Source organism: Shewanella sp. K8 (genome assembly GCF_028823715.1).
GTDB lineage: Bacteria > Pseudomonadota > Gammaproteobacteria > Enterobacterales > Shewanellaceae > Shewanella > Shewanella algae.
The window spans coordinates 31968-54034 of sequence record NZ_JAPEHY010000032.1 but is presented as its reverse complement, the minus strand read 5'-3'; the positions used below and the strand labels follow the sequence as shown (position 1 = coordinate 54034).

General features: G+C 54.9%; 19 protein-coding genes. 11 read left to right on the top strand and 8 right to left on the bottom strand.

Going from position 1 to position 22067, the window contains the following annotated elements; all coding sequences use genetic code 11:
* Window positions 1–282: 282 nt before the first annotated feature.
* The 3 genes from ON072_RS16390 to ON072_RS16380 all read left to right on the top strand — a co-directional run bounded on the left by ON072_RS16390 (window position 283) and on the right by ON072_RS16380 (window position 5188).
* Complete coding sequence (locus tag ON072_RS16390) at window positions 283–2556, top strand: nitric-oxide reductase large subunit (RefSeq protein ID WP_044733752.1); 2274 nt, start codon at window positions 283–285, stop codon at window positions 2554–2556.
* Between the two features lie 85 nt (window positions 2557–2641).
* A complete protein-coding gene (gene norR / locus ON072_RS16385) occupies window positions 2642–4162 on the top strand; it encodes a nitric oxide reductase transcriptional regulator NorR (RefSeq protein ID WP_221060605.1) in 1521 nt (506 codons plus the stop codon).
* Window positions 4163–4273: 111 nt separating this feature from the next.
* Window positions 4274–5188: a L,D-transpeptidase family protein gene (locus ON072_RS16380; RefSeq protein WP_025890079.1), complete on the top strand. Its 915-nt coding sequence runs from the start codon at window positions 4274–4276 to the stop codon at window positions 5186–5188.
* A gap of 68 nt (window positions 5189–5256) precedes the next feature.
* Here the strand turns inward: ON072_RS16380 and ON072_RS16375 are convergent, their stop codons facing one another.
* Complete coding sequence (locus tag ON072_RS16375) at window positions 5257–6078, bottom strand: N-acetyl-ornithine deacetylase (protein ID WP_025890080.1); 822 nt, start codon at window positions 6076–6078, stop codon at window positions 5257–5259.
* Window positions 6079–6178: 100 nt separating this feature from the next.
* On the bottom strand, window positions 6179–6520 hold the full coding sequence (locus ON072_RS16370) for an FKBP-type peptidyl-prolyl cis-trans isomerase (RefSeq protein WP_025890081.1): 342 nt from the start codon (window positions 6518–6520) through the stop codon (window positions 6179–6181).
* 184 nt (window positions 6521–6704) lie between these two features.
* On the opposite strand from ON072_RS16370, the gene zapE reads away from it, so the two are divergent.
* Window positions 6705–7823, top strand: coding sequence for a cell division protein ZapE (gene zapE, locus ON072_RS16365; protein ID WP_274626105.1), 1119 nt, complete (start codon window positions 6705–6707; stop codon window positions 7821–7823).
* On the opposite strand, the gene ON072_RS16360 is transcribed toward zapE, so the two are convergent.
* The 3 genes from ON072_RS16360 to ON072_RS16350 all read right to left on the bottom strand — a co-directional run bounded on the left by ON072_RS16360 (window position 7794) and on the right by ON072_RS16350 (window position 11197).
* Window positions 7794–9233, bottom strand: coding sequence for an amidohydrolase family protein (locus ON072_RS16360; protein ID WP_274626104.1), 1440 nt, complete (start codon window positions 9231–9233; stop codon window positions 7794–7796). The genes zapE and ON072_RS16360 overlap by 30 nt on opposite strands.
* Before the next feature lie 111 nt (window positions 9234–9344).
* Complete coding sequence (locus ON072_RS16355) at window positions 9345–10673, bottom strand: MFS transporter (RefSeq protein WP_274626103.1); 1329 nt, start codon at window positions 10671–10673, stop codon at window positions 9345–9347.
* Window positions 10670–11197, bottom strand: a complete 528-nt coding sequence (locus ON072_RS16350) for a nucleoside deaminase (RefSeq protein ID WP_208146353.1) — start codon at window positions 11195–11197, stop codon at window positions 10670–10672. Before ON072_RS16350 ends, ON072_RS16355 begins: the two co-directional genes overlap by 4 nt.
* Before the next feature lie 107 nt (window positions 11198–11304).
* Between ON072_RS16350 and ON072_RS16345 the strand changes: the two genes are divergently transcribed.
* Window positions 11305–12177, top strand: a complete 873-nt coding sequence (locus ON072_RS16345; RefSeq protein ID WP_025010363.1) for a LysR family transcriptional regulator — start codon at window positions 11305–11307, stop codon at window positions 12175–12177.
* Between the two features lie 21 nt (window positions 12178–12198).
* Here the strand turns inward: ON072_RS16345 and ON072_RS16340 are convergent, their stop codons facing one another.
* The 3 genes from ON072_RS16340 to glnE form a co-directional block, all read right to left on the bottom strand.
* A complete protein-coding gene (locus ON072_RS16340) occupies window positions 12199–12987 on the bottom strand; it encodes a sensor domain-containing diguanylate cyclase (protein WP_025890085.1) in 789 nt (262 codons plus the stop codon).
* 184 nt (window positions 12988–13171) lie between these two features.
* On the bottom strand, window positions 13172–13426 hold the full coding sequence (locus ON072_RS16335) for a hypothetical protein (protein ID WP_096142556.1): 255 nt from the start codon (window positions 13424–13426) through the stop codon (window positions 13172–13174).
* Between the two features lie 83 nt (window positions 13427–13509).
* Entirely contained in the window at window positions 13510–16365 is a 2856-nt protein-coding gene (glnE, locus tag ON072_RS16330) for a bifunctional [glutamate--ammonia ligase]-adenylyl-L-tyrosine phosphorylase/[glutamate--ammonia-ligase] adenylyltransferase (RefSeq protein WP_274626102.1), read from the bottom strand.
* A 236-nt stretch (window positions 16366–16601) separates the two neighbouring features.
* On the opposite strand from glnE, the gene ON072_RS16325 reads away from it, so the two are divergent.
* The 6 genes from ON072_RS16325 (at window position 16602) to ON072_RS16300 (ending at window position 22066) form a co-directional block, all read left to right on the top strand.
* Complete coding sequence (locus tag ON072_RS16325; RefSeq protein WP_044733743.1) at window positions 16602–17552, top strand: hypothetical protein; 951 nt, start codon at window positions 16602–16604, stop codon at window positions 17550–17552.
* 31 nt (window positions 17553–17583) lie between these two features.
* The gene (locus tag ON072_RS16320; RefSeq protein ID WP_261753267.1) at window positions 17584–18483 is read left to right on the top strand and encodes a DUF350 domain-containing protein; all 900 of its coding nucleotides are present in this window, start codon (window positions 17584–17586) and stop codon (window positions 18481–18483) included.
* Window positions 18484–18487: 4 nt separating this feature from the next.
* The gene (locus ON072_RS16315) at window positions 18488–20215 is read left to right on the top strand and encodes a polyamine aminopropyltransferase (protein WP_101059217.1); all 1728 of its coding nucleotides are present in this window, start codon (window positions 18488–18490) and stop codon (window positions 20213–20215) included.
* Window positions 20216–20294: 79 nt separating this feature from the next.
* Entirely contained in the window at window positions 20295–20708 is a 414-nt protein-coding gene (locus tag ON072_RS16310) for a YjfI family protein (RefSeq protein ID WP_025010359.1), read from the top strand.
* Window positions 20709–20719: 11 nt separating this feature from the next.
* Window positions 20720–21409, top strand: coding sequence for a PspA/IM30 family protein (locus ON072_RS16305; RefSeq protein ID WP_025010358.1), 690 nt, complete (start codon window positions 20720–20722; stop codon window positions 21407–21409).
* Between the two features lie 6 nt (window positions 21410–21415).
* Window positions 21416–22066: a hypothetical protein gene (locus ON072_RS16300; RefSeq protein WP_025010357.1), complete on the top strand. Its 651-nt coding sequence runs from the start codon at window positions 21416–21418 to the stop codon at window positions 22064–22066.
* The last annotated feature ends 1 nt before the right edge of the window (window position 22067 follow it).

The following is a 22067-nucleotide window of genomic DNA, read 5'->3' as shown; positions in this document are numbered from 1 at the left end:
AACATAAACTCAAATTAATGAAAAAAACTTTATTTTTTCAAATAACTAAAGAATTTTAAATCCAAGAATTCTCGTCAAGATATCAGTTATGGCCTCTGGACAAACAACCAGTGTCACAATGACAGCCACCAATGTTAAAAAGACACTTTAAATACAATCAAAATGACACCATCAAAAACACATAAACAAGTAACATACTGATTAAATACAAGAATAAATGTTGGCACGTTCGCTGCTCTATGTAGGAAAACCTATCAAATAGACTTTGTCAGAGGGATGCCAATGAGCAGACAAAAATTCACCCTGATCGCACTGTTACTTGTGTTGGTCGCTTCTTTCACTGTGCTTCTCAGTATCGGCAGTGAAATCTATCGGGAAAAACCACCGATTGCCGATGTCTATAGCGACAGCCAGGGCCAAGTGGTTTTCAGCGGCAAGGACATAGAACAAGGGCAGCTGGTTTGGCGCTCCATGGGCGGACATCAGCTTGGCTCAGTCTGGGGCCATGGCGCCTATGTGGCTCCGGATTGGACCGCAGACTGGCTACACCGTGAGGCCGAAGCCTGGCTGGATATTCGCGCCAAGGAGGCATACAACAAGCCTTTCAATAGCCTGGACAAGAGTACTCAGGCCGCATTGGAGCAGGCCTTAAGGGACGATTTGCGCCATAACACAGTCACTACAGACGAGAGAGGTCACACCCGGGTGGTGCTTTCCGATACCCGTATCGCCGCCATGGCGCAAGTGAGTCAGCACTATCAATCTTTGTTTGGTGACGATCCCGCGCTGAATGAGCTGCGGGAAGCCTATGCGATGAAAACCAATACCATAGGATCTGCCGAGCGCCGTCAGCAGCTCAATGCCTTCCTGTTTTGGGGCGCTTGGGCCGCAGTGACCGAGCGCCCAGATGCCAATTACAGCTACACCAATAATTGGCCCTACGATCCACAACTGGGTAACACACCGACATCAGACAATATCGTCTGGTCGATTCTGAGCATAGTGACTCTGCTGGCCGGTATCGGTGCCCTGGTTTGGTATCACGCCGCCGGCAAACATGAAGCCCTGCCGGCTCCCGCCACAGAAGATCCCCTGTTCAGACACAAACCCACCCCTTCACAAAAGGCCACGGGTAAATACTTCATTACCGCTATCGGCCTATTTCTGCTGCAAATACTGCTCGGTGGCGTCACGGCGCACTATGCGGTTGAGGGCCAGGAGTTTTACGGTATTCCCTTGAGTGAGATCCTGCCCTATTCAGTGACCCGCACCTGGCATACTCAACTGGCAGTATTCTGGATAGCGACGGCCTGGCTCGGTACCGGGCTCTATATCGCGCCGGCGCTTTCCGGCCACGAGCCCAAATATCAACGCTTCGGTGTCAACCTATTGTGGGTCGCTCTTCTGGTAGTGGTGCTGGGCTCCATGGCCGGTGAATGGCTGGGGGTACAACAATACTTCTCACTGGACAACAACTTCCTCTTCGGTCACCAGGGTTATGAATACATAGATCTCGGCCGGGTGTGGCAACTGCTGCTGTTGGCCGGATTGATGATCTGGCTGGCACTGGTGAGCCGCGCCATGTTGCCCGCCCTGAAACAGGAATCTGAGCTAAAGCCTGTGCTCTGGGTACTCTACGCCTCCTGTGTTGCTATCGGCCTCTTCTATGGTGCCGGGCTGTTTATGGGGAAACACACTAACCTTGCCATCGCCGAATACTGGCGTTGGTGGGTAGTACATCTGTGGGTTGAAGGCTTCTTTGAAACCTTTGCTACCTCGGTTATCGCCCTGATGTTTGTGCGTCTTGGCCTTATCCGTGCTCGCAGTGCAAATGGTGCGGTACTCTTCTCTACCCTGATCTTCCTGACCGGAGGCCTCATAGGTACACTGCATCACCTCTATTTCACCGGCACACCCACTTCGGTCATCGCCTGGGGCGCTATCTTCTCGGCGCTGGAAGTGGTGCCTCTGGCCCTTATCGGTTTTGAAGCGGTGGAAAGCTATCGCCTGCGCCGGGCCGCTCCCTGGATGCAACGCTATCACTGGGCCATCATGTTCTTTGTTGCCACCGCTTTCTGGAATCTGGTGGGCGCCGGTGTACTGGGCTTCCTGATCAATCCACCGATTGCCCTCTATTACATTCAAGGGCTGAATACCACGGCCACCCACGCCCACGGCGCCTTTATGGGAGTCTACGGCATGTTGGGGATAGGCCTGATGTTGTTCTGCCTGTCAGGACTTGCCGGTAAACTGCGCTGGGAAGACAAGTGGCTCAAGGGGGCATTCTGGAGCCTGAATCTGGGGCTGGCCGCCATGCTGTTCCTGTCATTGCTGCCGGTGGGCATAGTGCAGTTCTTTGCCGTGCTGGATCATGGCTACTGGTTTGCCCGCTCGGCAGAGGTGATCCACAGCCCACTGGTAGAACGCCTGGTATGGATGCGGATGTTCGGTGACATCATCTTCTCTGTCGGCGGTTTATTGCTGGGCGCCTTCCTCTTGGGATTGTTGCGACAGGCGGTCAAGGCCAAACGCTTGGCCATTGCTACCAGTCACTAGCCACTCACACTGAAAAACAATGTCAAAATGACATTCCACTGTCCCTGGGGTAGACTCACCCCAGGGATTTTATTCAGGTCAGCTTATGCCACTCAGCCACTCCGATCTCACCCGTATCGCGCTGGATATCACCTCAGGTTTGCCAAACAGCGACAGATTCAGTCGCCTGCTGGCGACGGTACGGGACAATCTCCATTGTGATGCCGCCGCTCTGCTGCGATTTCAGGGCAATCGCTTTATCCCACTGGCAATCGACGGCCTCAGGGCCGATGTACTCGGTCGCAGCTTCAACATCACAGAGCACCCGAGACTGGAGGCCATCGCCCGCGCCGGCGATCTGGTGCGCTTTCCGGCAGACAGCCAATTGCCGGATCCCTACGATGGCCTGATAGCCGCCCACACAGATAAGCTCAAGGTGCATGCCTGTATCGGCCTGCCGCTGCTGGACAAGGAACAGCTGATAGGCGCCTTGACCATAGATGGTCTGGACCCTTGCCAGTTCGACGATTTCAGCGATGAAGAGTTGCGAAGCCTGAGCGCCATCGCCGCCGCCTCCCTCGGCAATGCCCTGCTGCTGGATAAGTTGGAAAGCCTGTCGCTACAGAGCCAGAGTCAACCATTGCCGGAAACCGGCCACAGTGAACTTCTGGGGGAAAGCCCGCAGATGTTGGCGCTGAAGCGGGAAATTGCCGTGGTCGCTCCCAGCGATCTGAACGTGTTGATCCTCGGTGAAACCGGCACGGGTAAGGAGCTGGTTGCCAAGGCAGTGCACGCCGCCTCGCCCAGAGGCAACAAGGCTCTGGTGTACCTCAACTGCGCCGCCCTACCCGAGTCGGTCGCCGAGAGTGAACTCTTCGGTCATGTCAAAGGCGCCTTTACCGGCGCCATCAGCAATCGCGCCGGTAAGTTTGAATTGGCCGACAAGGGGACTTTGTTCCTCGACGAGATAGGCGAGCTCAGCCTACCGCTGCAGGCCAAGTTACTCAGGGTGCTGCAATACGGCGATCTGCAACGGGTTGGCGAAGACAGAAGCCTGACAGTGGATGTACGGGTTATCGCCGCCACCAATAAGGATCTCAAAACCGAGGTGGTTGAAGGCCGCTTTCGCGCCGATCTCTACCACAGGCTGAGTGTTTTCCCGCTACTTGTGCCGCCACTGAGAGAAAGGGGCCGCGACATACTGCTGCTTGCCGGGCATTTTCTTGAACGTTGCCGCAGCAAGCTGGGGCTGGAGCGTCTGAGTCTGTCCGCCGAATCGGAAGCCTGGCTGCTGGCCAACGACTGGCCCGGCAACGTCAGGGAACTGGAACACCTGTTGCACCGCGCCAGCGTGTTGGCGCGCGCCGCCAGTGACCATAACCAATGCCAGTTGCAACTGGGTGAGTTGCAGTCAAAGAGCCCCTCTCCAAGTGCGCTGTCGCGCCAGTTGGACACAACAGTGCCTGCAGAAGCCATCACGCTCAAGCAAGCCACAGAGGAGTTCCAAAGACAGCTGCTGCGCAGTGTGCTGGAACGGCACCAATACAACTGGGCCGCCAGTGCCCGCGAGTTAGGTGTCGACCCGGGCAACCTGCATCGACTGGCGAAACGCCTACAACTGAAATAGTTTTTTTGCCGCAATCTGTTGAAATCTGCGTCGGAAAAGGTAAGGATGCCTGCTCGATTCTGATGCCTGAAACCATGGCGACTGACAGCGTTTAATGAAGAAAAATATCCTATGACAAGAATTCCCCGCCTCGCCCTGTTACTGGGCCTGTTGCTCCCCGCCTGCCTGTCGCAGGCCGTTGAATATCCTCTGCCGCCCGAAGGCAGCAGTATCGTCGGTGACAACCAATATTATGTGGTGCCCGATGACAAGCGCACACTGGAGAGTGTTGCCGACGAATATCAACTGGGGCTGACCAACATGACCGAGGCCAACCCAGGGGTCGACCCTTTTCTTCCCAAGCCCCGCAGCACATTGCTGATCCCTCACAAGCTGATCCTGCCGGATGCCCCCCGTAAAGGGATAGTGATAAACGTGGCCGAAATGCGCCTCTACTACTATCCCAAAGACAGCAATACGGTACAGGTCTTACCCATAGGCATAGGCCAGATAGGTCGGGATACCCCGGAAAACTGGGTGACCAAGGTTTATCGCAAACGCGCCAACCCCACCTGGACCCCAACGGCCAGGATCCGCAAGGAATATGCCGCCAACGGTATCACCCTGCCCAAGGTCTGGCCCGCAGGCCCGGATAACCCCATGGGCTTGTATGCGCTTTATATCGGTAACCTGTATGCCATTCACGGCACCAATGCCAGCTTCGGTATAGGCCTGCGTGTCAGCCAGGGGTGTGTCCGCCTGCGTAATCAGGATATCGAGCATCTGTTCAATACTGTGCCCAACGGCACCCGGGTACAGTTTGTCAATCAGCCGATAAAGGCCAGCCTGGAGCCGGATGGCGGTCGCTATCTGGAAGTGCATCAGCCGCTGTCGCGCACCGAGGCCGAGTTTGAATCCACCGCACCTGTGGTATTGAAGATGACCCCGGCCATCAGCCGCTTTATCGCCCATGCCGACACCGACTCCACCGTGCTCAAACGCCTGTTGGATGACAGAAGCGGTATTCCGACCCGCCTCAATCCCTGAAAGCCTTTCAAAAGCAGGACCCCAGCCTAGGCTGGGGTCTTGCTTTTCAGCGGTATCGCTTTTGGCTGTTACCCCTTAATGGGAGCCAACTGCTGCTGCACAAAGGCGTGCATCACGGCGCTGTTGGCCAGAATTCGCTGATCCAGATTCTGGGTCGCCGGTGTTTCACTGCAAACACCCACCTTGGCGCCGGTGCGAACCAGCCAGGCCTCGAACGAAGTATCAAAGTGGTTGAAGATGACCCCGTCTTGCACCGGACAGCCATCGATATCGCCATCGGCGGCAATATCAAAGAAACGCCCCAGAGTATCACGCAGCTGCAAACTGAACTGGCCGGGTGATTGTCTGGGCTCAAAAGAATAGATATAGGTGTGCTGCTGCAACACATCTTCATGACAGGTCAATATGCCTTCACGGCTGGCGCCCTGCAGCAGTTGGCCATATTCCAGCAGCAGCTTGCCTTCAACCGAAGGTGAACTGGCTTCGCCCTCTTTGGGCTGTAAAAACCCCCGGTTGGGGTTTTCACCGAACTTATTGAATCTGTGCCCCTTGGCAAAGCCAGTGGGGTTGACCAAAGGCAACAAGCTTAGATTAATTCGCTCGAAAATATCCTGTTGCAGTTCACTGAGGAAATGCAGCATACCCCAAGGGCCGGCAGCCTCTTCACCGTGGAATCCGGCACTGATCAACACAGAAGGCAGCTCCGCCGTCGCTGAGGGCGACTGATACAGCTCCAGTGGATAATCACCTATTTCGCCCAGCTTCTTGCGCCCCAACTGCAGACGATCAACTTCCTGTTGCAATTGGGCATAGAAATGTTCGATATCCGTACTGTCGCAGGCAAAAATGTCTGAATGCCATTGAAAAGATGCGAAGGGGGAACGGCTCATAGTGCTTTTATGACTCAGATGAATGAAGGGCAAAGCTATAATATCAGCTTTATATAAAAACAAAATCCATCTGAGCCAATAGCGCTCAAAAGCCCTGGACTCAATCGTCGCGGGTCAGGACTTCCAGCAGTTCAATTTCAAATTCAAGATCCGAATTCGGCTTGATCAGCGCCCCAACCTGGCGTTCGCCATAAGCCAAATGTGCCGGAACCTTGAGTCGGCGTTTGCCACCGACCTTCATCCCCATCAAACCCAGATCCCAGCCCTTGATCACCCGCCCTGTGCCAATGACACACTGAAAGGGACGGCCCTTGTCCCAGGAAGAATCAAATTGAGTACCGTCACTCAACCAACCTCGGTAGTGAGCCGTAATAAGCGCTCCTTTCACCGCGGCTTTGCCCTGACCTTCCTCAATATCTATGATTGCCAATTCTGCCGTCATGGCTTGTTCCTCAACCTATGGCTCAAAAGGCGCATCTTAGCCATAAAAGGAACTGAACACTATTCCATGGATAGATGAAGCGGCATGGCAGGCACTTTTCCTTCAGGCTCAAGCCCTTGCTATACTGGCCGCCCGCGGCACTTATATGGCACTTAAATAACAGTCACAGGATGAGACGTCCAGAATGAAGCACACAATTTCACCCTCTGAACGCTATGCCCAAGGCCCTTGGCAGCAAGACCCCGCCCAGTTGCCTGCGCTGGCAGCGCTTGATCAGCGTTTTCAGGCGCTCGGTCAGGGAAACAAAGTCCCCGGGCTCTACCTGTGGGGGGATGTCGGCCGCGGCAAGACCATGTTGATGGATCTCTTTTTCAATGCCGTCGAGGGGCAACCCAAGCTCAGACTGCATTTTCATCACTTTATGGCCAGGGTTCACAGAGATCTGAACCGCATCAGCGGCACCCGTGAGCCTTTGGATCAGATTGCCGCCACACTGGCCAAAGAATGCCGCCTGTTATGCTTCGATGAGTTTTTCGTCTCGGATATCGGCGATGCCATTATTCTCGGACGTTTACTCGAAGGCCTGTTTAACCGTGGCGTTATGCTGGTCAGCACTTCCAATACGCCAATCGAGCGCCTCTATGAAAACGGCCTGCAGCGAGAGCGCTTTTTGCCGACTATCGACTTGTTGCAACAGAAGATGGAATCGCTGCACCTCAATGGCGAGCGGGACCATCGCCTCACCAAAGGCGCGCCCCATGCCCAGGCGGCACTTCCCCTGCTGCAGCTTGGCAATGAACCTGACTTCAGCCAGTGGTTTTCAAAAAACGCCTCGGGTCCAGGGCAACTCTGCATCATGGGCAGACCGCTTTTTTTCCAAGCCATGGAAGCCACACAATCCCTGGCCTGGTTTCGCTTCGATCAGCTCTGCGAAGGGCCGAGATCCACTCTGGATTATATGGAGCTGGCCGAAACACTGGATACTCTGCTGCTGAGCCATGTACCCAGGCTTGGCGGTGAGCGCCGCGGCTGGATCCGCGCCCGTGGCACCGAAGATGCTGCCGAAGCCGTCAGCACAGGCGATAGAAAACTCAGTTACGCGCCGGAGGATGATGCCGCCCGGCGCTTTATCGCCCTGATAGATGAGTTTTATGACAGGGGTAAACAACTGGTGCTGCATGCCCAAGTACCACTGGAGCAGCTTTATCAGGGCGGCGCCCTCAGCTTCGAGTTTCGCCGCACCTATAGCCGCTTAACCGAGATGCTGGGCAGCTCAGATCTGGCGTCTGGCGTTATCCAATAGCCGCACTGACTCGGCCGCCTCGGTACGCATAGCGTCCAGCGCTTTGCTATCAAACAAGGTACCGCGATAGAAGAGCCCTCTTATCGATTGAGTGGCACCTATGTCCTGCAGCGGATTGTCCTGCAGCCATAGCAGTTCTGCCTTTTTGCCGACTTCAATGCTGCCATAGTCCTTGCTCTGGCCCATGAAGCGGGCGCCATTAATGGTAGCCGAGCGCAGAATATCAGCATTGTTCACCCCGGCCTGTTGCCAGAGTTGCAGCTCAGTATGCAGCCCTTCGGCGGGGTAAACATAAGTGTTGAGCGCAGCAGAATCGCTGCCCGCCAGCAGGGTAACCCCGGCCTGCAACAGTTTTGGCAACTCGGCAGCCAGCGCTTGATAATGCTGCTTACGTGTCTGCCACTGCTGAGGTGTTTGCGCTCCCATACGCTCAATTCGCCAACGATATTTTTCGGTAAAAGCTCGGGTCAGAAACGCCATGAAAGGATCTTGGCTGTGATCTTGAGTATCGAGCCAGGCCAACTGGTGGCCGCCAATCAAGGTTGGTGTCACGGCAACGCCTTTGGCTGCCAACATGCGGTAACCCAGCTGCGCCTGCTCCGGGTCGAACCCATCACGATACGCCTGACTCGCCTGCTTAGTGCTCATACGTCCGGCCGCAACCGCAGCAGCAATTTGAGGCTCTTGGGCATTTCCCAGCCTAAGTACATATGAAGCATGTTCTATGCTGGACAGCCCGCTCTTGGCAGCTTCGAAAATGCTGACACCATAGGGAATATGACTGGATACCAGATGTCCACGGGCACGGGCCTCTTTGAGTGTTTCCAGATAGAGAGCCGCCGGCATGGTATTTTCAGTGATCTTGATAAAGTCGACCGCCATACTTTCAAGCTTGTCCATGCCTTGACGCATTTCGGCGCCATCGGCCACTTCCAGATCGCCATTCCAGACAGAATCCGGACCTTCAAACTTCTGCCCGGCACTGAAAATTCTCGGCCCCAAACGGTTACCGGACTCAATCTGTTTACGCCATAACAGCACTTCCGGCGCCAGATCGCTGGCCGCTTCACGCACCGCGGTAATGCCGTAACTTAAGTAAAGCGGCAGTAACAGGGCATTGTCCTCCACCAGTTCCCGGCCTTCGAAGTGCACATGCATGTCCCACAAAGATGGCATCAAAATGCCGCCCTGAAGATCCACAGTGCGCTCAGCCGTTAACTTGGCAGAGCTGTCTTCAATGGCGCTGATCCGGCCCTCATCGATCGCCAGTTGTTTACCTGATAGCAAACGCCCCTGCTCCACATCCAGCAAACTGAAATTGGTCAGCAGCCACTCATGGGGTTTGGCCTGCAGCGGCGGGGGAAATGATGTGGCCAAGAGACATAACAGCGACAGTTTTTTCAATGACATTCCGGCTTCCTTAATTATTATTTTAGGTCTAATAAACAAATTGTTATCAACAGTTCCAGGTATCTGGAGAGTCACAACACCAACCTCTCCTGCCGAGGAATGATTTCGGCCTTATTGAGCATGAACCTTGGAGACTCGTTGCTGCTCATCTGTCACCCGGCGCGCAGGCAAACCTGATGGATCAAAACCAAAACAAAGCACGGTCACCACCAAGACAAACAACCAATGCAATAACCACAGTGGAGCAAAATCGGTACTGCTCTGCATCACAGGCGCTGCGCCGTCAAGCAACAAGGGCGGTATGATCAAGGGAGGCAGCGCCGCCAGCAGGAAGCCGCCGCCCTGCACCATGGCACTGAGGCCGGCCGTCTGCTCGGCGCCGCGGTATTCTTCATGCACCAGGAGCAAGGTAAGTGAAAAGCTGCCGCCAAGCCCCACGCCAAGCAGCAGACTCCAAAGCACAGGGGCGCCCTGAGGCCACAAAGCCAAGGCCATAAAGCCTACTAATTGCGCGATAAGAGCCAACCACAACCAGGGACGGCGGTCGGCTTTTGCTTGCTTGCCGGCGAAACGACCTGCCAGCAGCGGTAACGTCAGGGCTGAAAACATCTGTGCCAGCGCCATCAGGGCCACCAGCCGCCCACTTGCAAGCTGAGACATGCCCAGTTTCTGATAGCTGAGCGGTAACCAAGCCACCAGGCTGGCATAGCCTCCATTGATAAGCCCGAAACTCAGCAACAAAGACCAGGCCTTTGCCCGGCGCCATGGCAAGCTTGGTTTAGCGGGCGCGGGATTATCCTCCCCTGATGTACTCACAATAGAGCCTTCAGTCAGAGGTGCAACTCTGGAAACAGCCGGTTGAGAGTCACGCCTGGCCAACCAAAGTGCGAGTAACAACACAGGTATGCAAGGCAGCGCCCATAATGCCAACACCGAAGCCCCCTCTGAAAACAGCGTCATCAACCAAGGGGTGACTCCAGCGCCCAGAGCGCCGCCGCCCATCAACAGCGCCGAGTATCCCCCCATTAATACCGGCAAGTGTCCGGCGAAATACTGTTTGATAAGCCCTGGTAACTGCAGTTGCATCCAAGCTACGGCAAGCCCGGCCAGTAAGGTGGAGAGCCAAAGCAGTGGCATGGTAACTCTTGCTCTGAGTACCAGCGCCAAAGTCAGCAAGCCGAGGCTAAGAGCCACACCGGGCAAGCTGGAGAGCCTTTTAGGTAGCCAAGGGGCAGTCAGTGCTCCAACCCCCATCAGCAACATGGGCATTGAGGTCAGCCATCCCAGAGCCTGCACCTCAATACCAAGCTCGCTACTGAGCTGTACCAGCAAAGGCCCGGGCGATGTCAGAAAAGGCCTCAACGCCAGTGCACCACCAAACAATAACAGCAGCAGAGCCACTGCTTTCAGCCTGGTCAAATACGGCTGTTGGAGTGTCATTGCTCTTCGCTATCCCCAGCTGGATTTGCCTGAGCATCATGTGCCAAAGCGCCATAGAGCCAGGCAGGCTCAAAGGTGCTGTGACAACGACGAATGGTAAACCCCGGGCTCTGTGCAAGCTTTTGGCTCTCCAAACCCAGCAAACCATAGCTGGCTTCACTGGAGAATCCCCAGAATTCGGCATCGTGATTATCGAATACATAGCGTATCTCACGTATGCCTGCCATCAAGGCGGCAGCCAAACACATGGGGCAAGGGTGACCACTGGCGTAGAGCACGGCACCATCGAGTTGTGTCGTCTCTAATGACTTGGCCGCCGCACGTATGGCCTGCATTTCGGCGTGAGCCGAAGGGTCGCAGTCGGCTGCGACCCTGTTGACACCTTGTGCAATAATCTCCCCGTCTTTCAGCAACAGGGCGGCAAAGGGTCTGGCGCCGGACAGCAGATTATCTTTGGCCTTGATCACCAAGCGTTCTATTAGCTCGGCTTCTGTCAGCGGCATGCTTGTGAGTGTTGCTTTCATTCTGTGGCTTCCAGGCAAATTTTCCATCCAGTCTAAAAACTGCCTATTTGATTTGGAAATTAAATAATGAAATATTCATCAGTGGAATTCTCACTAATCCGGTACTGATGAAAACACCTCATTCTCCCGCCAACCTGGCACTGCTCGATCCTGTATTACTGCGGGCCTTTGTCGCCGTCGCCGACAGTGGCAGTTTCACCCGCGCCGCGGCCGCCACTCACCTGACCCAGTCAACAGTTAGCCAGCAGCTTCGCCGTCTGGAGCAACAATTGGGTTATCCTTTACTGGATCGCAGTGGCCGTTATGCCCAAACCACACCTGAAGGTGAGCGACTGCTTACTTATGCCAGACAGATACTGGCGCTGATGCGGGAAGCCGGAGGTCGAACACAAGAGGCGTTTACCCCACTTCGATTGGGAGTGCCGGAAGATTTTGCCGGTGAGGTACTGACCCTGGTGTTGGCCAAGCTGCAACGCCAGGAGCCGACATTACAACTGGAACTGACATCTGGGCTGAGCCAAGGCCTTTATGAAGCATTTCGTGATGGCAAACTGGATATAGTGCTGGTGAAACAACGCCTCGGCGCCAGTCGCGGCGTCGCCTGCTGGCCAGAACCTGTTTGCTGGTTCGACAGTCGCAGCCACTCGCTGGCAGAAAAGCGCCCGCTACCTTTGGTGGCCTTTCCCAATGGTGGTTTATATCGAAGTGAGATGATCCAGCTGCTTGATGAAACCGGGATAGAGTGGCAAATGGTGCAAGTCAGTAATTCACTGTCACAGGTGAAAGCCGCTGTAGCCGCAGGCATAGGAGTGAGCCTGTTGCCCAAACGCCTGCTCACAGACGCCCATATTCAGCAAGAGACTCTGCCACCGCCATTACCGATGGAACTGGTACTGCATGCTGCGCCCAGCCTGAACCATATGGGCAAGCGGCTAATTCAGGACTTGGTCGCCCGTTGTAATGACTTGATGGTTACTTAAGAAAACAAAACGCCAACCCAGCTAATCGCGCCCCGGCTTTCTGCGGTACATCAAGCAGTCGGCCTGAGCCATCAACTCGGCCAAGCTCCTGGGTTGGGCCGGATCGTATAGGGCTTCTCCGAGGCTGGCACGGATCTGATAGGGTTTTGCCAAGCGGAAGTTGAGTTCGGCCAAGGCTTTACGGAACCTCAACTTGATGGCCCTGACATCCAATGGTCGCAAATGGGTCAGCAGTACGGCAAACTCATCACCTCCAAGCCTGGCTACCACATCCGACTCGCGGAAACAGCTCACCAGCATGGCGGCAAAGGCCTGCAACACGGCATCACCTTCACTGTGACCATAGGTATCATTAATGGGCTTGAATTCGTTGAGATCCAGATACAGTAAGGCACCGTAGAAACTTTCACGACAACAGGAAGACAGTGCCATCTCCCCCAGTAACTCAAAGCCCCGGCGGTTGGCCACGCCGGTGAGTTCATCCTGACAGACCTCTTCCATATGCTGCAGTTCGTTTTCCACCATATGGCCGAGATCTTCCAGACACAGCTTATCTTCCTGGGACAGTTCTCTTGGGCGTACATCTATGATGCAGAAGGTGCCAACCCGACAACCATTGCGCATAGTCAAAGGATAACCGGCATAAAAGCGGATATGGGGAGCGCCGGTAACCAGAGGGTTGTCGGCAAAACGAGGGTCCTTGAGAGTATCCGGGATCAGCATGGATTCAGGCGACAGGATGGCATGACCACAAAACGACTGATCTCTGGGTGTCTCCCTGAGGGAGATACCTAAGGAAGGTGCGAACAAGTCCCATGCGTGCTCTGCGTCGGCTTACAGGCCTGGATGCAAGGCGTGGTTCGCAGCAAATGGCCCTAGTCCTTTGCAAGAAGCACAACACAGCAGGCAGGCTTGTAAGCCACGCCCTTTGGGGCTTTCACAGCAACCGGCTCTCTGCGTTATCCGACTTCGACAGGCCCCGGCATGCCTTCAGTCAGATGCCTTGAACGCCAATTGCTGTGTCAGCCAGAGTGCCGCGAGGACTTATTCGCACCTTCCCTAAGCTGGACTTGAACCATTGTCGTTTGGCATCAACCAGACTAACCAAACAGATGGGCACTTCAAACAGTCGCTGCGCCATGCGGCTGATGCGATCAAAGCGCTCCTCTGCTTCGGTATCCAACACCCCGAGTCCTTGCAGGGTAGCCAGCCTTAGTGGCTCATCCAAGGGCTTTGGGGGTCTTGGCATAGGCATTCCTCAACAGTGGCTTCAGGCAAAGCAATCGACAAAACTTCTCCGTTAACTACAGATAGCCTGAGCGCACCGGTAAACTATTGCCCCAGGATAAGCTCATAGATGTTACTGACCCGTTCGGCCGGCTCCGCCACTTTTTCCTGTGCCACCAGCCCTGGCAAACCGGCCAGAGTCAACCTGTGGTTTTCATCCCTCAGCATGCAATAGGCCTGAGTCAGATGCTGCGCCGACATCAAGGGCAGCAGCTCAAGCTCGGCCAACACCTCAAAAATCCGCACATTATCAGACCAGATACACAGCTCGGGGTGCTTATGGGCATGAGCCAGCACCAGATACTGAGCGATAAACTCAATATCGGCGATACCGCCAACGCTTTGTTTAAGATCGAACATTCCCTGCGGCGCTTTGAGCAGATGGTCGCGCATCTTGAGGCGCATCTCACGCACTTCGCTGGCCAGCTGTTTCCTGTCTCTTGCTTGGCGCAGCACGCTGTCACGCACCGCCTGAAATTCCTGCGCCAGGGCGTTATCACCGAAGACAAAGCGAGCACGAACCAAAGCCTGATGTTCCCAGGTCCAGGCCTCCTGCTGCTGATACTCGCCGAAATGCCCAATTTCACTGACCAAGAGCCCGGAGGCGCCCGATGGTCGCAGGCGCATGTCTACCTCGTAAAGCTCGCCCGACATGGTGCGGGTGGAAAACAGGTGTAATATCCGCTGCGCCAGTTTGAGATAGAAGTGCCCTACATCCAACGGCTTGTCACCGTCAGTCGAACCGCCCTTGGCATTGTGCAGAAACACCAGGTCGAGATCCGAGCCGTAGCCCAGCTCAATGCCACCCAGCTTGCCATAGCCGACGACGGCAAAACCTATCTCCCCTTCAGCCAGGCCAGGCGGCACGCCGTGGCGCTCTGTCATTTGCTGCCAGGCCTGTTGCACCACTTGCTCTATGATGGCTTCGGCAAGAAAAGTCAGGTGATCGCTGACCTGCATGATAGGTAAGACCCCGGTGACATCCGCGGCGGCAATTTTCAACTGTTGCGACAGTTTAAACTGCCTGAGCGCCTCCATCTGCTGCTCCATATCCTCTTCCGGAACCCGCAGCAGGTATTGGCGCAGTTCACTGCCGTAGTCATCCAGAGAGGTGGTGTCATAAAGCTGCGCCGGATCGATCAGTTCATCCAGCAACATGGGGAATTTCGCCAGCTGCTGGGCAATCCAGGGACTGGCACAACACAGGCTCACCAATTGTTGGCGGGCGCCAGGGTTTTCACACAGAAGTTCAAGATAAGTGGTACGGGTGAGGATCTGCTCCAGTACGCCGGTTACCGGCTTGAATGCCTTCCCGGGATTGGGCTGCAGCGTCAGCTCCTCAAGCATTTTCGGCATCAGCTTATCCAGGGTATCCCGCCCTCTTGGCCCTATGGCCCGACGTGATACCGTCTCGCGCCAATGAGCCAGACTGCTCCAGAGTTCATTGTCTTCTATGCCCCGCTCGGCCAGCAGCGATTGTATGTCTTCCTCGCTGTCACAGACCCAGAGCTGGCAGGCCCAGCTATCACTTTGCTCCTCATTGTCTTCATCACCGCCGACGGTATCGCGAAAATGGCGATGAATCTTGAACATGGCGGCCTCAACCTCACTGCGCAGCTCTGCCTCATTGGCCATCCCCAACGCGTAGCAGAGACGATGCCAATCCAGGCCGTTATCCGGCAGGGTTTGGGTCTGTTTATCCCCTATGGCCTGCAACAGGTTTTCTACCCGGCGCAGCAGCAGATAACTCTGCTTGAGTTCATCTACTGCCAGGTACTCAAGTTGCCCCAAACTAAAGAGGGTATCTATGGCATCGAACAGGCTTTGACTGCGCAGCGCCGGCTCCCGGCCGCCGCGGATAAGCTGAAAACTCTGCACCACGAACTCCACTTCGCGGATACCGCCGGCACCGAGTTTGATGTTGTCCTTGAGCTGTCGTCGACGCACTTCCTGGGCAATCAGGCGCTTCATCCGCCTTAAGGAATCTATGGCAGAAAAGTCGATATAACGCCGGTAAACAAAGGGGCGTAGCAGGTCGTGAAGCTCATCCGAGTATTGAGTCCAGGGACCAAGCGCGCGGGCTTTGACCATGGCGTAACGCTCCCAGTCACGCCCCTGCTCCTGATAATAATCCTCAAGGGCGCTGTAGCTGACCACCAGCGGGCCACTCTCTCCATAGGGGCGCAAACGCATGTCGACCCGGAACACAAAGCCGTCGACTGTGACCTGCCCCAGCAGATTGACCAGGCGTTGCCCCATGCGGATAAAGAACTGCTGGTTATCCAGGTTGCGCCGACCGCCCTGGGTCTCACCGTGTTCCGGAAAGGTAAAGATCAAGTCGATATCAGATGAGAAGTTCAGCTCACGGCCGCCCAGCTTACCCATCCCCAGGATCATCAAAGGTTGTGGCTTGCCGTCGCAGTCACAGGGGGTTCCCAGACTCTGGCACATTTCGCGATAGAGCCAGTCTCTGGCGCCAATTATCAGTGCCTCTGCCAATACAGAGAGATCGAGCAGTGACTCCTGCAGCGGGCTATAACCCATGAAGTCGCGCCAGGCGAGGCGCACCATTTGCCGGTTGCGATAGTTTCGCAGCACTGACTTGGCGGTTTCTTCCTGGGTGACAGGGTCGAGCAGGGATTGGATTTCGTCGGCAAAGTCTTGTCTATCCAGGCGAGTGAGCTGGCCGCTAAAGAAGGGGGCAATCCATTCAGGGTGGCGGCACAGCTGAGTGGCAACATAATCACTCAGGCCCATAACCCGCTGCAGCTCCTGCTGCTCTATGAGGCTGAGCTCGGTGACCACCTCAGGCCAGCGCTCCACCAGCAGATGCCAATGCTTACCGGCCTGTTTGCACAGCAACTCGGAAAACGGCTTTTGACTGTCACACCCCAATTCCATAGTTATCCCTGTTCGATTGTATTCAAGACCATTTAGACATATTATGTCATCTTTGCCGCACAAACGTCCGCTCGACATGGATTTTAACCGGCCGATGCAGATGATTCTGACTTCACCCCAATTCTTGTGGGTGATACTCTGTGCACAGATTACACCAACTTGCACTGACGGCCTACGGGGACCAGAGGTTTTAGCAGCGTTTGCCGGGCTCAAGTGCTTATCATAATGGAGAAAACATGGCAGGAATGCTGATCCGTATTCTCAGTCTGCTGATGCTGTTATCACTGACAGCCTGCGGTGACGACAGACCCGAGCAGATTGCCCAGTTGCAACAGCTGAATGACCAACGTCTGGAAAAACTCGGCCAGATGCTGGACAAAGACCAGCTGCGCAATGGCATCTTACTCAAACAGTATGGTCAAATTCTGGCGCAGCAGCGGCCGGAGCTACAGCCGCTGGTGGAGCAACTGACACTGGATGCCACCAGTAAGGGACCACTGTACAAGTCACTGGAAAGCAGGGTGAAAGACGCCAAGGTGGCGAGCAACTTTGTCAATCTTGACCAACAGTTGGAAGAGGGAAACAACCTCTATCAAGCACTGGACTCTAGCCTGTTCAACGACATGCTGTCAGATCCCGTCAATGTGATTGCCGATATGTCAGAGGGCAAACTCGCCAGGGTCAACGCCATCAGCCGCGAGGCTTCAACCCTGGCCAATGGCTCGGAAGACTTTGGTGCCGGCAGCCAGTTGGTGGGTAACCCCGCCTATGGCCAGTGGCAAACCGATTCCAACGGCATGTCCTTTTGGGCCTGGTATGGCATGTACTCCATGTTTTCCAACCTGTTCCACAGGCCGGTTTATTATGACAACTGGTCCAGAGGCAGGGATTACAGCTACTACAATGATGTGGGGCGCTATCGCTATACCTCCCCCAAGCAGGCCAAGGCCCAAACCCAGGTCTATGAGCGCACCAAAAAACGTTTCGACTCTCAAGGCAAACGCTTTGACAGCCCTTATGCCAAGTCCCGCTCGGGCTCCAGCGCCCTCTCTCGTCAGAGCAGCGCCGCACCCAAGCCATCCAGCAGTGGGCAAACGGCCAGCAAGTTTCGCTCTAATTACTCTAAAGACAGCAGTTTCCGTAATTCTGGCAGTCGCACCAGCCGTGGTGTCAGCCGGGGCAAATAACTCAGCCAGGATCACAACTTAAGGAATGAACATGACTCTATTTCAGGAATTCGGCATCACTCAGGAACTGGCCGTCATACTCGCCATCGACCTTTCTATCGCCGTGGTACTGCTCACTCTGACCCGCTACCTGCAGGGATGGAGTGTTCGGGTAAACAGCAGTGAAGAGCTGGCGGTCAGAGACAACTTCGCCTTCGGCATCAGCACCGCCGGCGCTGTGGCGGCACTGGGTATAGTGCTGACCGGCGCCATTACCGGCGCCGCCGCTCACAGTTATCTGCAGGAAGCCATCGGCATGAGCGCCTACGGCCTGTTTGGTCTAGTGCTGATCAAACTGGGGCGCTTTTTGCACGATAAAATCGCCTTGAATAATATCGACAAGAATGCCCTGGTGCTCAAAGGCAATGTGTCGGTTGCCATAGTCGATGCCTCGGCCGCTATCGCCACTGCGATTATTATCCGCGCCGTGCTGCTATGGGCCGAAGATCTGACCCTGGATACCTTTATTGCCATCCTCAGCGCCTTCGCCATTTCTCAATTGATGCTGGTGTTGCTGACCCGCCTCAGAGAGAATCGCTACGCCGCCCGCAACCAGGACAGCTCAATGCAGCAAGCGCTGGCGCAGGGAAATACCGCCCTGGCGATACGTCATGCCGGGGCGATGACCGCCATGGCGCTGAGCTTCAATGCCGCCAGTCACTTTATCGTCTTCAGCCCTGAAGCCTATGTCACCAACGCCCTTGGCTGGCTGGTGTTCTCCTTCATTATGTTGGTGGTACTGAGCCTGTTGCTGCCCTTGGTCAAACTCCTGGTGCTGGCAAAAATTGACCTCGCCGATGAGGTGGAGAAGCAGCACAACATAGGCTTGGCCGCAGTTGAAATGGCGATCAGCATAGCGGTTGCGCTGATCCTCACCGCTTTGATGGCCTGATCCCGTGGCATTAAGTAGTAACGCCAACACCCAAGAGCCCAACAGACGCCACTTAGGTGCCCTCGATGATGCCCTGCTTTTGGGGATCATGGGGGTACTGGCGGCCTGTGGTCTGATATACGAATACCTGCTTTCCCATTATGCCGGGCGCATTTTGGGCGCCCTCGAGGCGGCCATCTACACCATGATAGGCTTGATGATAGTCTCCATGGGCTTGGGGGCCTTTGCCGCCCGCAAGATAAAGTGCGCCTTCAGCGGCTTTGCAGTATTGGAATTGACTGTCGCCTTGCTGGGCTCACTGGCGATTCTGATCACCGCGGCCGTCATCGGCTTTGGCCACGAGCTGCCGGAACTGATAGGACGAACCCTGGGGCTACCGCCGGATCATCTGCCTCAGGGTGGCTTTATCGGCCGTTTTCAGGAGTTATCCCGCTACCTGCCCTATCTCTGGGGTGTGTTGCTCGGTTTGATGATAGGCATGGAGATCCCGCTCATTGCCAGGGTGCGTCAGGCACTGTCCGATGAACACCTGCTGCACAATGCCGGCACCATCTATGGCGCGGACTATATAGGTGCTGGTGTGGGTGCGGCGCTCTGGGTCGGCTTTATGCTGGCGCTGGATATCCAGCTGGCTGCCGCCATGACCGCCGCCTTTAACCTCTTGGCCGGGTTTATCTTTATTATCCGCTTCAGGGACAGGATCCGCGCCGCCAACTGGTTACTGGCGGCACACGTACTGGCCACAGGAGTGCTGCTGATGCTGGCCATCAAGGGGCCGACCTGGGAGCAAGGGTTCAACAACCTCCTGTATCAGGACAAGGTCGTCTATGCCAAGGCTACCCGGTTTCAGCAACTGACACTGACCAAGCGCCTGATGGGTAACCATCTGCCACCTGTTTACTCCCTCTATATCAATGGCCGGCTGCAGTTTTCCTCCAGCGATGAGCATATCTATCACGCCTTCCTGGTACATCCGACTCTGGCTGCCAGTGCCCGTCACGACAAGGTGTTGATCATAGGCGGCGGTGATGGATTGGGCTTGAAACAGGTACTGAAATGGCAACCCAAGCAGGTCACTTTGGTGGATCTTGATGCCGAGATGGTCAAACTGTTCAAAGAACCCGGGGCTGAAGTACCGGAAGATCTCAGGACAGCATTGCTCGGCCTCAACGGCAACGCCTTTGCCGATCCCAGGGTGGAAACGGTTTTCGACGATGCCTTTAACGGTGTCGACCGCTTGCTGGCCCGCGGCGATAAATACGATGCCATCATAGTGGATCTGCCTGATCCCTCACATCCGGATCTCAATAAGCTCTATTCAGACCTGTTTTATAAAAAACTCAGGGAACTTTTGAGCGCGGATGGGGCCATCAGTATACAGTCCACCTCGCCTTACCATGCGACCAAGGCCTTTATCTCTGTAGGCAAGACCCTGGCGCTGGCGGGATTCAAGGTGAATCAGTATCACCACAATGTGCCCAGCTTTGGCGAATGGGGCTGGACCATAGGGACACTCAATGGCCAGGATGCCAAGAGCCGGCTGCAACAGATGCAGCAACTGCCGGTGGAGGATGACTGGTTGACGCCCGGGCTTATTCGCGGAGCCTTCGAGTTTCCGAAACAGTTTTACACTAAGATGGACCAGGTTCAGCCCAACACCATAGGCTCGCTACAGCTGTATTACTACCACCTACAGGCATGGACAGATGAACAGGGTGTAGCAACCTTTTAAACAGGCAAAGATAACGCTTGACATATTATGTCTCGGTGTTATCTTTAAACGCAGACATAATATGTCAAAGAGGACAAATATGAATATTCACACTATTGCCAATCATTTAAATGGACTTGGCGACAACAGCTCTACTGGGTTCCAGTTTGACTGTTACCCCATTGAAGGGGATGTAGAAGTGTTGCAGGTCAATGTGGTTGGCCGTGAAGAGATCCCCGTATTTGTTTCGGTAACGGAAAACCAAATCCTCTGCATCAGTTATCTCTGGGGAGAGGATGAACTCAAGCAGGAACGCCGTGCCGAGATGTTTGAAACCATGTTGGAACTCAACATCCCTATGCCACTGTCTTCATTCGCCAAGATTGACGATAAATATGTGGTTTACGGTGCACTCTCCCTGCAATCGAGCATGCTGGAAATAGAGCAGGAACTCTCTGTCCTGTCTGACAACTGTCTCGAAGTCATTGACGAACTGGTCGACTTTTTGAAATAAGGAGCCAAATCATGGGCATACTGAACAAAATTCTTACAGCATTCCGCGGTGGGGCCAACGAAGTCGGCCAAAGCATAGTGGATGCCAACTCAACCCGCATCTTCGAACAGGAGATCCGTGACGCCGAGAAACACCTCACCAAGGCCAAGCGTGAACTGACAGATGTGATGGCCAAAGAGATGCAAGCCAGCCGTGAAATCGATCGCATTAAGCGTGCTGTCGCCGAGCATGAAGGCTATGCCACTCAGGCACTGGAAAAAGGCAATGAAACTCTGGCACTGGAAGTGGCCGAGAAGATTGCCCAGCTGGAAATGGAACTGGCCGAGCAACAAACTGCCAATGACAGCTTCAGCGCCCATGCTGCCCGCCTGAAAGATCTGGTGAAGAAGACCGAACGTCAGCTGGCCGACTATCAGCGTCAGTTGAGCATGGTCAAGACCACTGAAAGCGTACAAAAAGCCACGGCTTCCATTACCGACTCTTTCGCGTCAAGCAACTCCAAGCTGCTCAACGCCAAAGACTCACTGGAGCGTATCAAGGCACGTCAGCAACAGTTTGACGACCGCTTGAAGGCTGCCGAAAACCTGGAAGCCGAGAACAGCGACCAATCGCTGAAAGCCAAGCTGGCTGAAGCCGGTATCGGCGAGCAAAAGAGCAACGCCAGCGATGTGCTCGAGCGTTTGAAAGCCAAGAAAGGCTGATAACCTATGGGATTCTTTGGCAGCCTGTTTGGCAAAAAAGAAACTCCAGTGCGTCAGCTTAAGCACCCATCAGAGCTGCAAAAGGGCGATATGATCTCCCTTGATGACAGCTTTGCCCTGCCCGCGCATCTGCGCGGGCAGCAGCTTAGGGTCGAAGCCGTCAATACCTATGAGTATCAGCGCAGTCAGTCGACTGAATGGGTACTCAAGGGGCACAGCGGCGAAGCCATCTATCTGGGGCTGGATGAAGACGACGAAACCTGGCTGGCTTTCTCGCTGAAGATAAGCCGCGCTCAGGTCGATGCCTTATTCGATCTGGATGATTTCTCCGCGATCTTCGATGAGCCGGGGAAAGCTGAGCTGAGTACCAAGGCACTCACTGCCGAGACTGAGATGCTTGAGCAATGGCTCGGGAAACACTACCATCAGGTCAGTTTTGCTGAGTTTGGCTATTTCCACCGGGAAGATTACCGTGGACTCAGGCCGCCTCAGGATGCTGACGGTGCAACAGGTGATGCCTTCGAAAGCTATCAGTTGCTGGATGACGATGAGTCTCGCGCTCTGGATATCGAAGTCTATGAAGGCGGCGAAACCGACGTTGCGCTGACCCTTTACCGCCCCCTCAGCGATATTCGTGACTACTGGCCAGGAGAATAAT

Bases quoted from the DNA above. Each gene is read 5' to 3' on its own strand.
- ON072_RS16380 (WP_025890079.1), top strand. From the start codon at position 4,274: ATGACAAGAATTCCCCGCCTCGCCCTGTTACTGGGCCTGTTGCTCCCC.
- norR (WP_221060605.1), top strand. From the start codon at position 2,642: ATGCCACTCAGCCACTCCGATCTCACCCGTATCGCGCTGGATATCACC.
- ON072_RS16360 (WP_274626104.1), bottom strand. From the start codon at position 9,233: ATGTCATTGAAAAAACTGTCGCTGTTATGTCTCTTGGCCACATCATTT.
- ON072_RS16350 (WP_208146353.1), bottom strand. From the start codon at position 11,197: ATGAAAGCAACACTCACAAGCATGCCGCTGACAGAAGCCGAGCTAATA.
- ON072_RS16355 (WP_274626103.1), bottom strand. From the start codon at position 10,673: ATGACACTCCAACAGCCGTATTTGACCAGGCTGAAAGCAGTGGCTCTG.
- ON072_RS16375 (WP_025890080.1), bottom strand. From the start codon at position 6,078: ATGAGCCGTTCCCCCTTCGCATCTTTTCAATGGCATTCAGACATTTTT.
- ON072_RS16390 (WP_044733752.1), top strand. From the start codon at position 283: ATGAGCAGACAAAAATTCACCCTGATCGCACTGTTACTTGTGTTGGTC.
- ON072_RS16305 (WP_025010358.1), top strand. From the start codon at position 20,720: ATGGGCATACTGAACAAAATTCTTACAGCATTCCGCGGTGGGGCCAAC.
- ON072_RS16325 (WP_044733743.1), top strand. From the start codon at position 16,602: ATGGCAGGAATGCTGATCCGTATTCTCAGTCTGCTGATGCTGTTATCA.
- ON072_RS16335 (WP_096142556.1), bottom strand. From the start codon at position 13,426: ATGCCAAGACCCCCAAAGCCCTTGGATGAGCCACTAAGGCTGGCTACC.
- ON072_RS16320 (WP_261753267.1), top strand. From the start codon at position 17,584: ATGACTCTATTTCAGGAATTCGGCATCACTCAGGAACTGGCCGTCATA.
- ON072_RS16370 (WP_025890081.1), bottom strand. From the start codon at position 6,520: ATGACGGCAGAATTGGCAATCATAGATATTGAGGAAGGTCAGGGCAAA.
- glnE (WP_274626102.1), bottom strand. From the start codon at position 16,365: ATGGAATTGGGGTGTGACAGTCAAAAGCCGTTTTCCGAGTTGCTGTGC.
- ON072_RS16345 (WP_025010363.1), top strand. From the start codon at position 11,305: ATGAAAACACCTCATTCTCCCGCCAACCTGGCACTGCTCGATCCTGTA.
- zapE (WP_274626105.1), top strand. From the start codon at position 6,705: ATGAAGCACACAATTTCACCCTCTGAACGCTATGCCCAAGGCCCTTGG.
- ON072_RS16300 (WP_025010357.1), top strand. From the start codon at position 21,416: ATGGGATTCTTTGGCAGCCTGTTTGGCAAAAAAGAAACTCCAGTGCGT.
- ON072_RS16310 (WP_025010359.1), top strand. From the start codon at position 20,295: ATGAATATTCACACTATTGCCAATCATTTAAATGGACTTGGCGACAAC.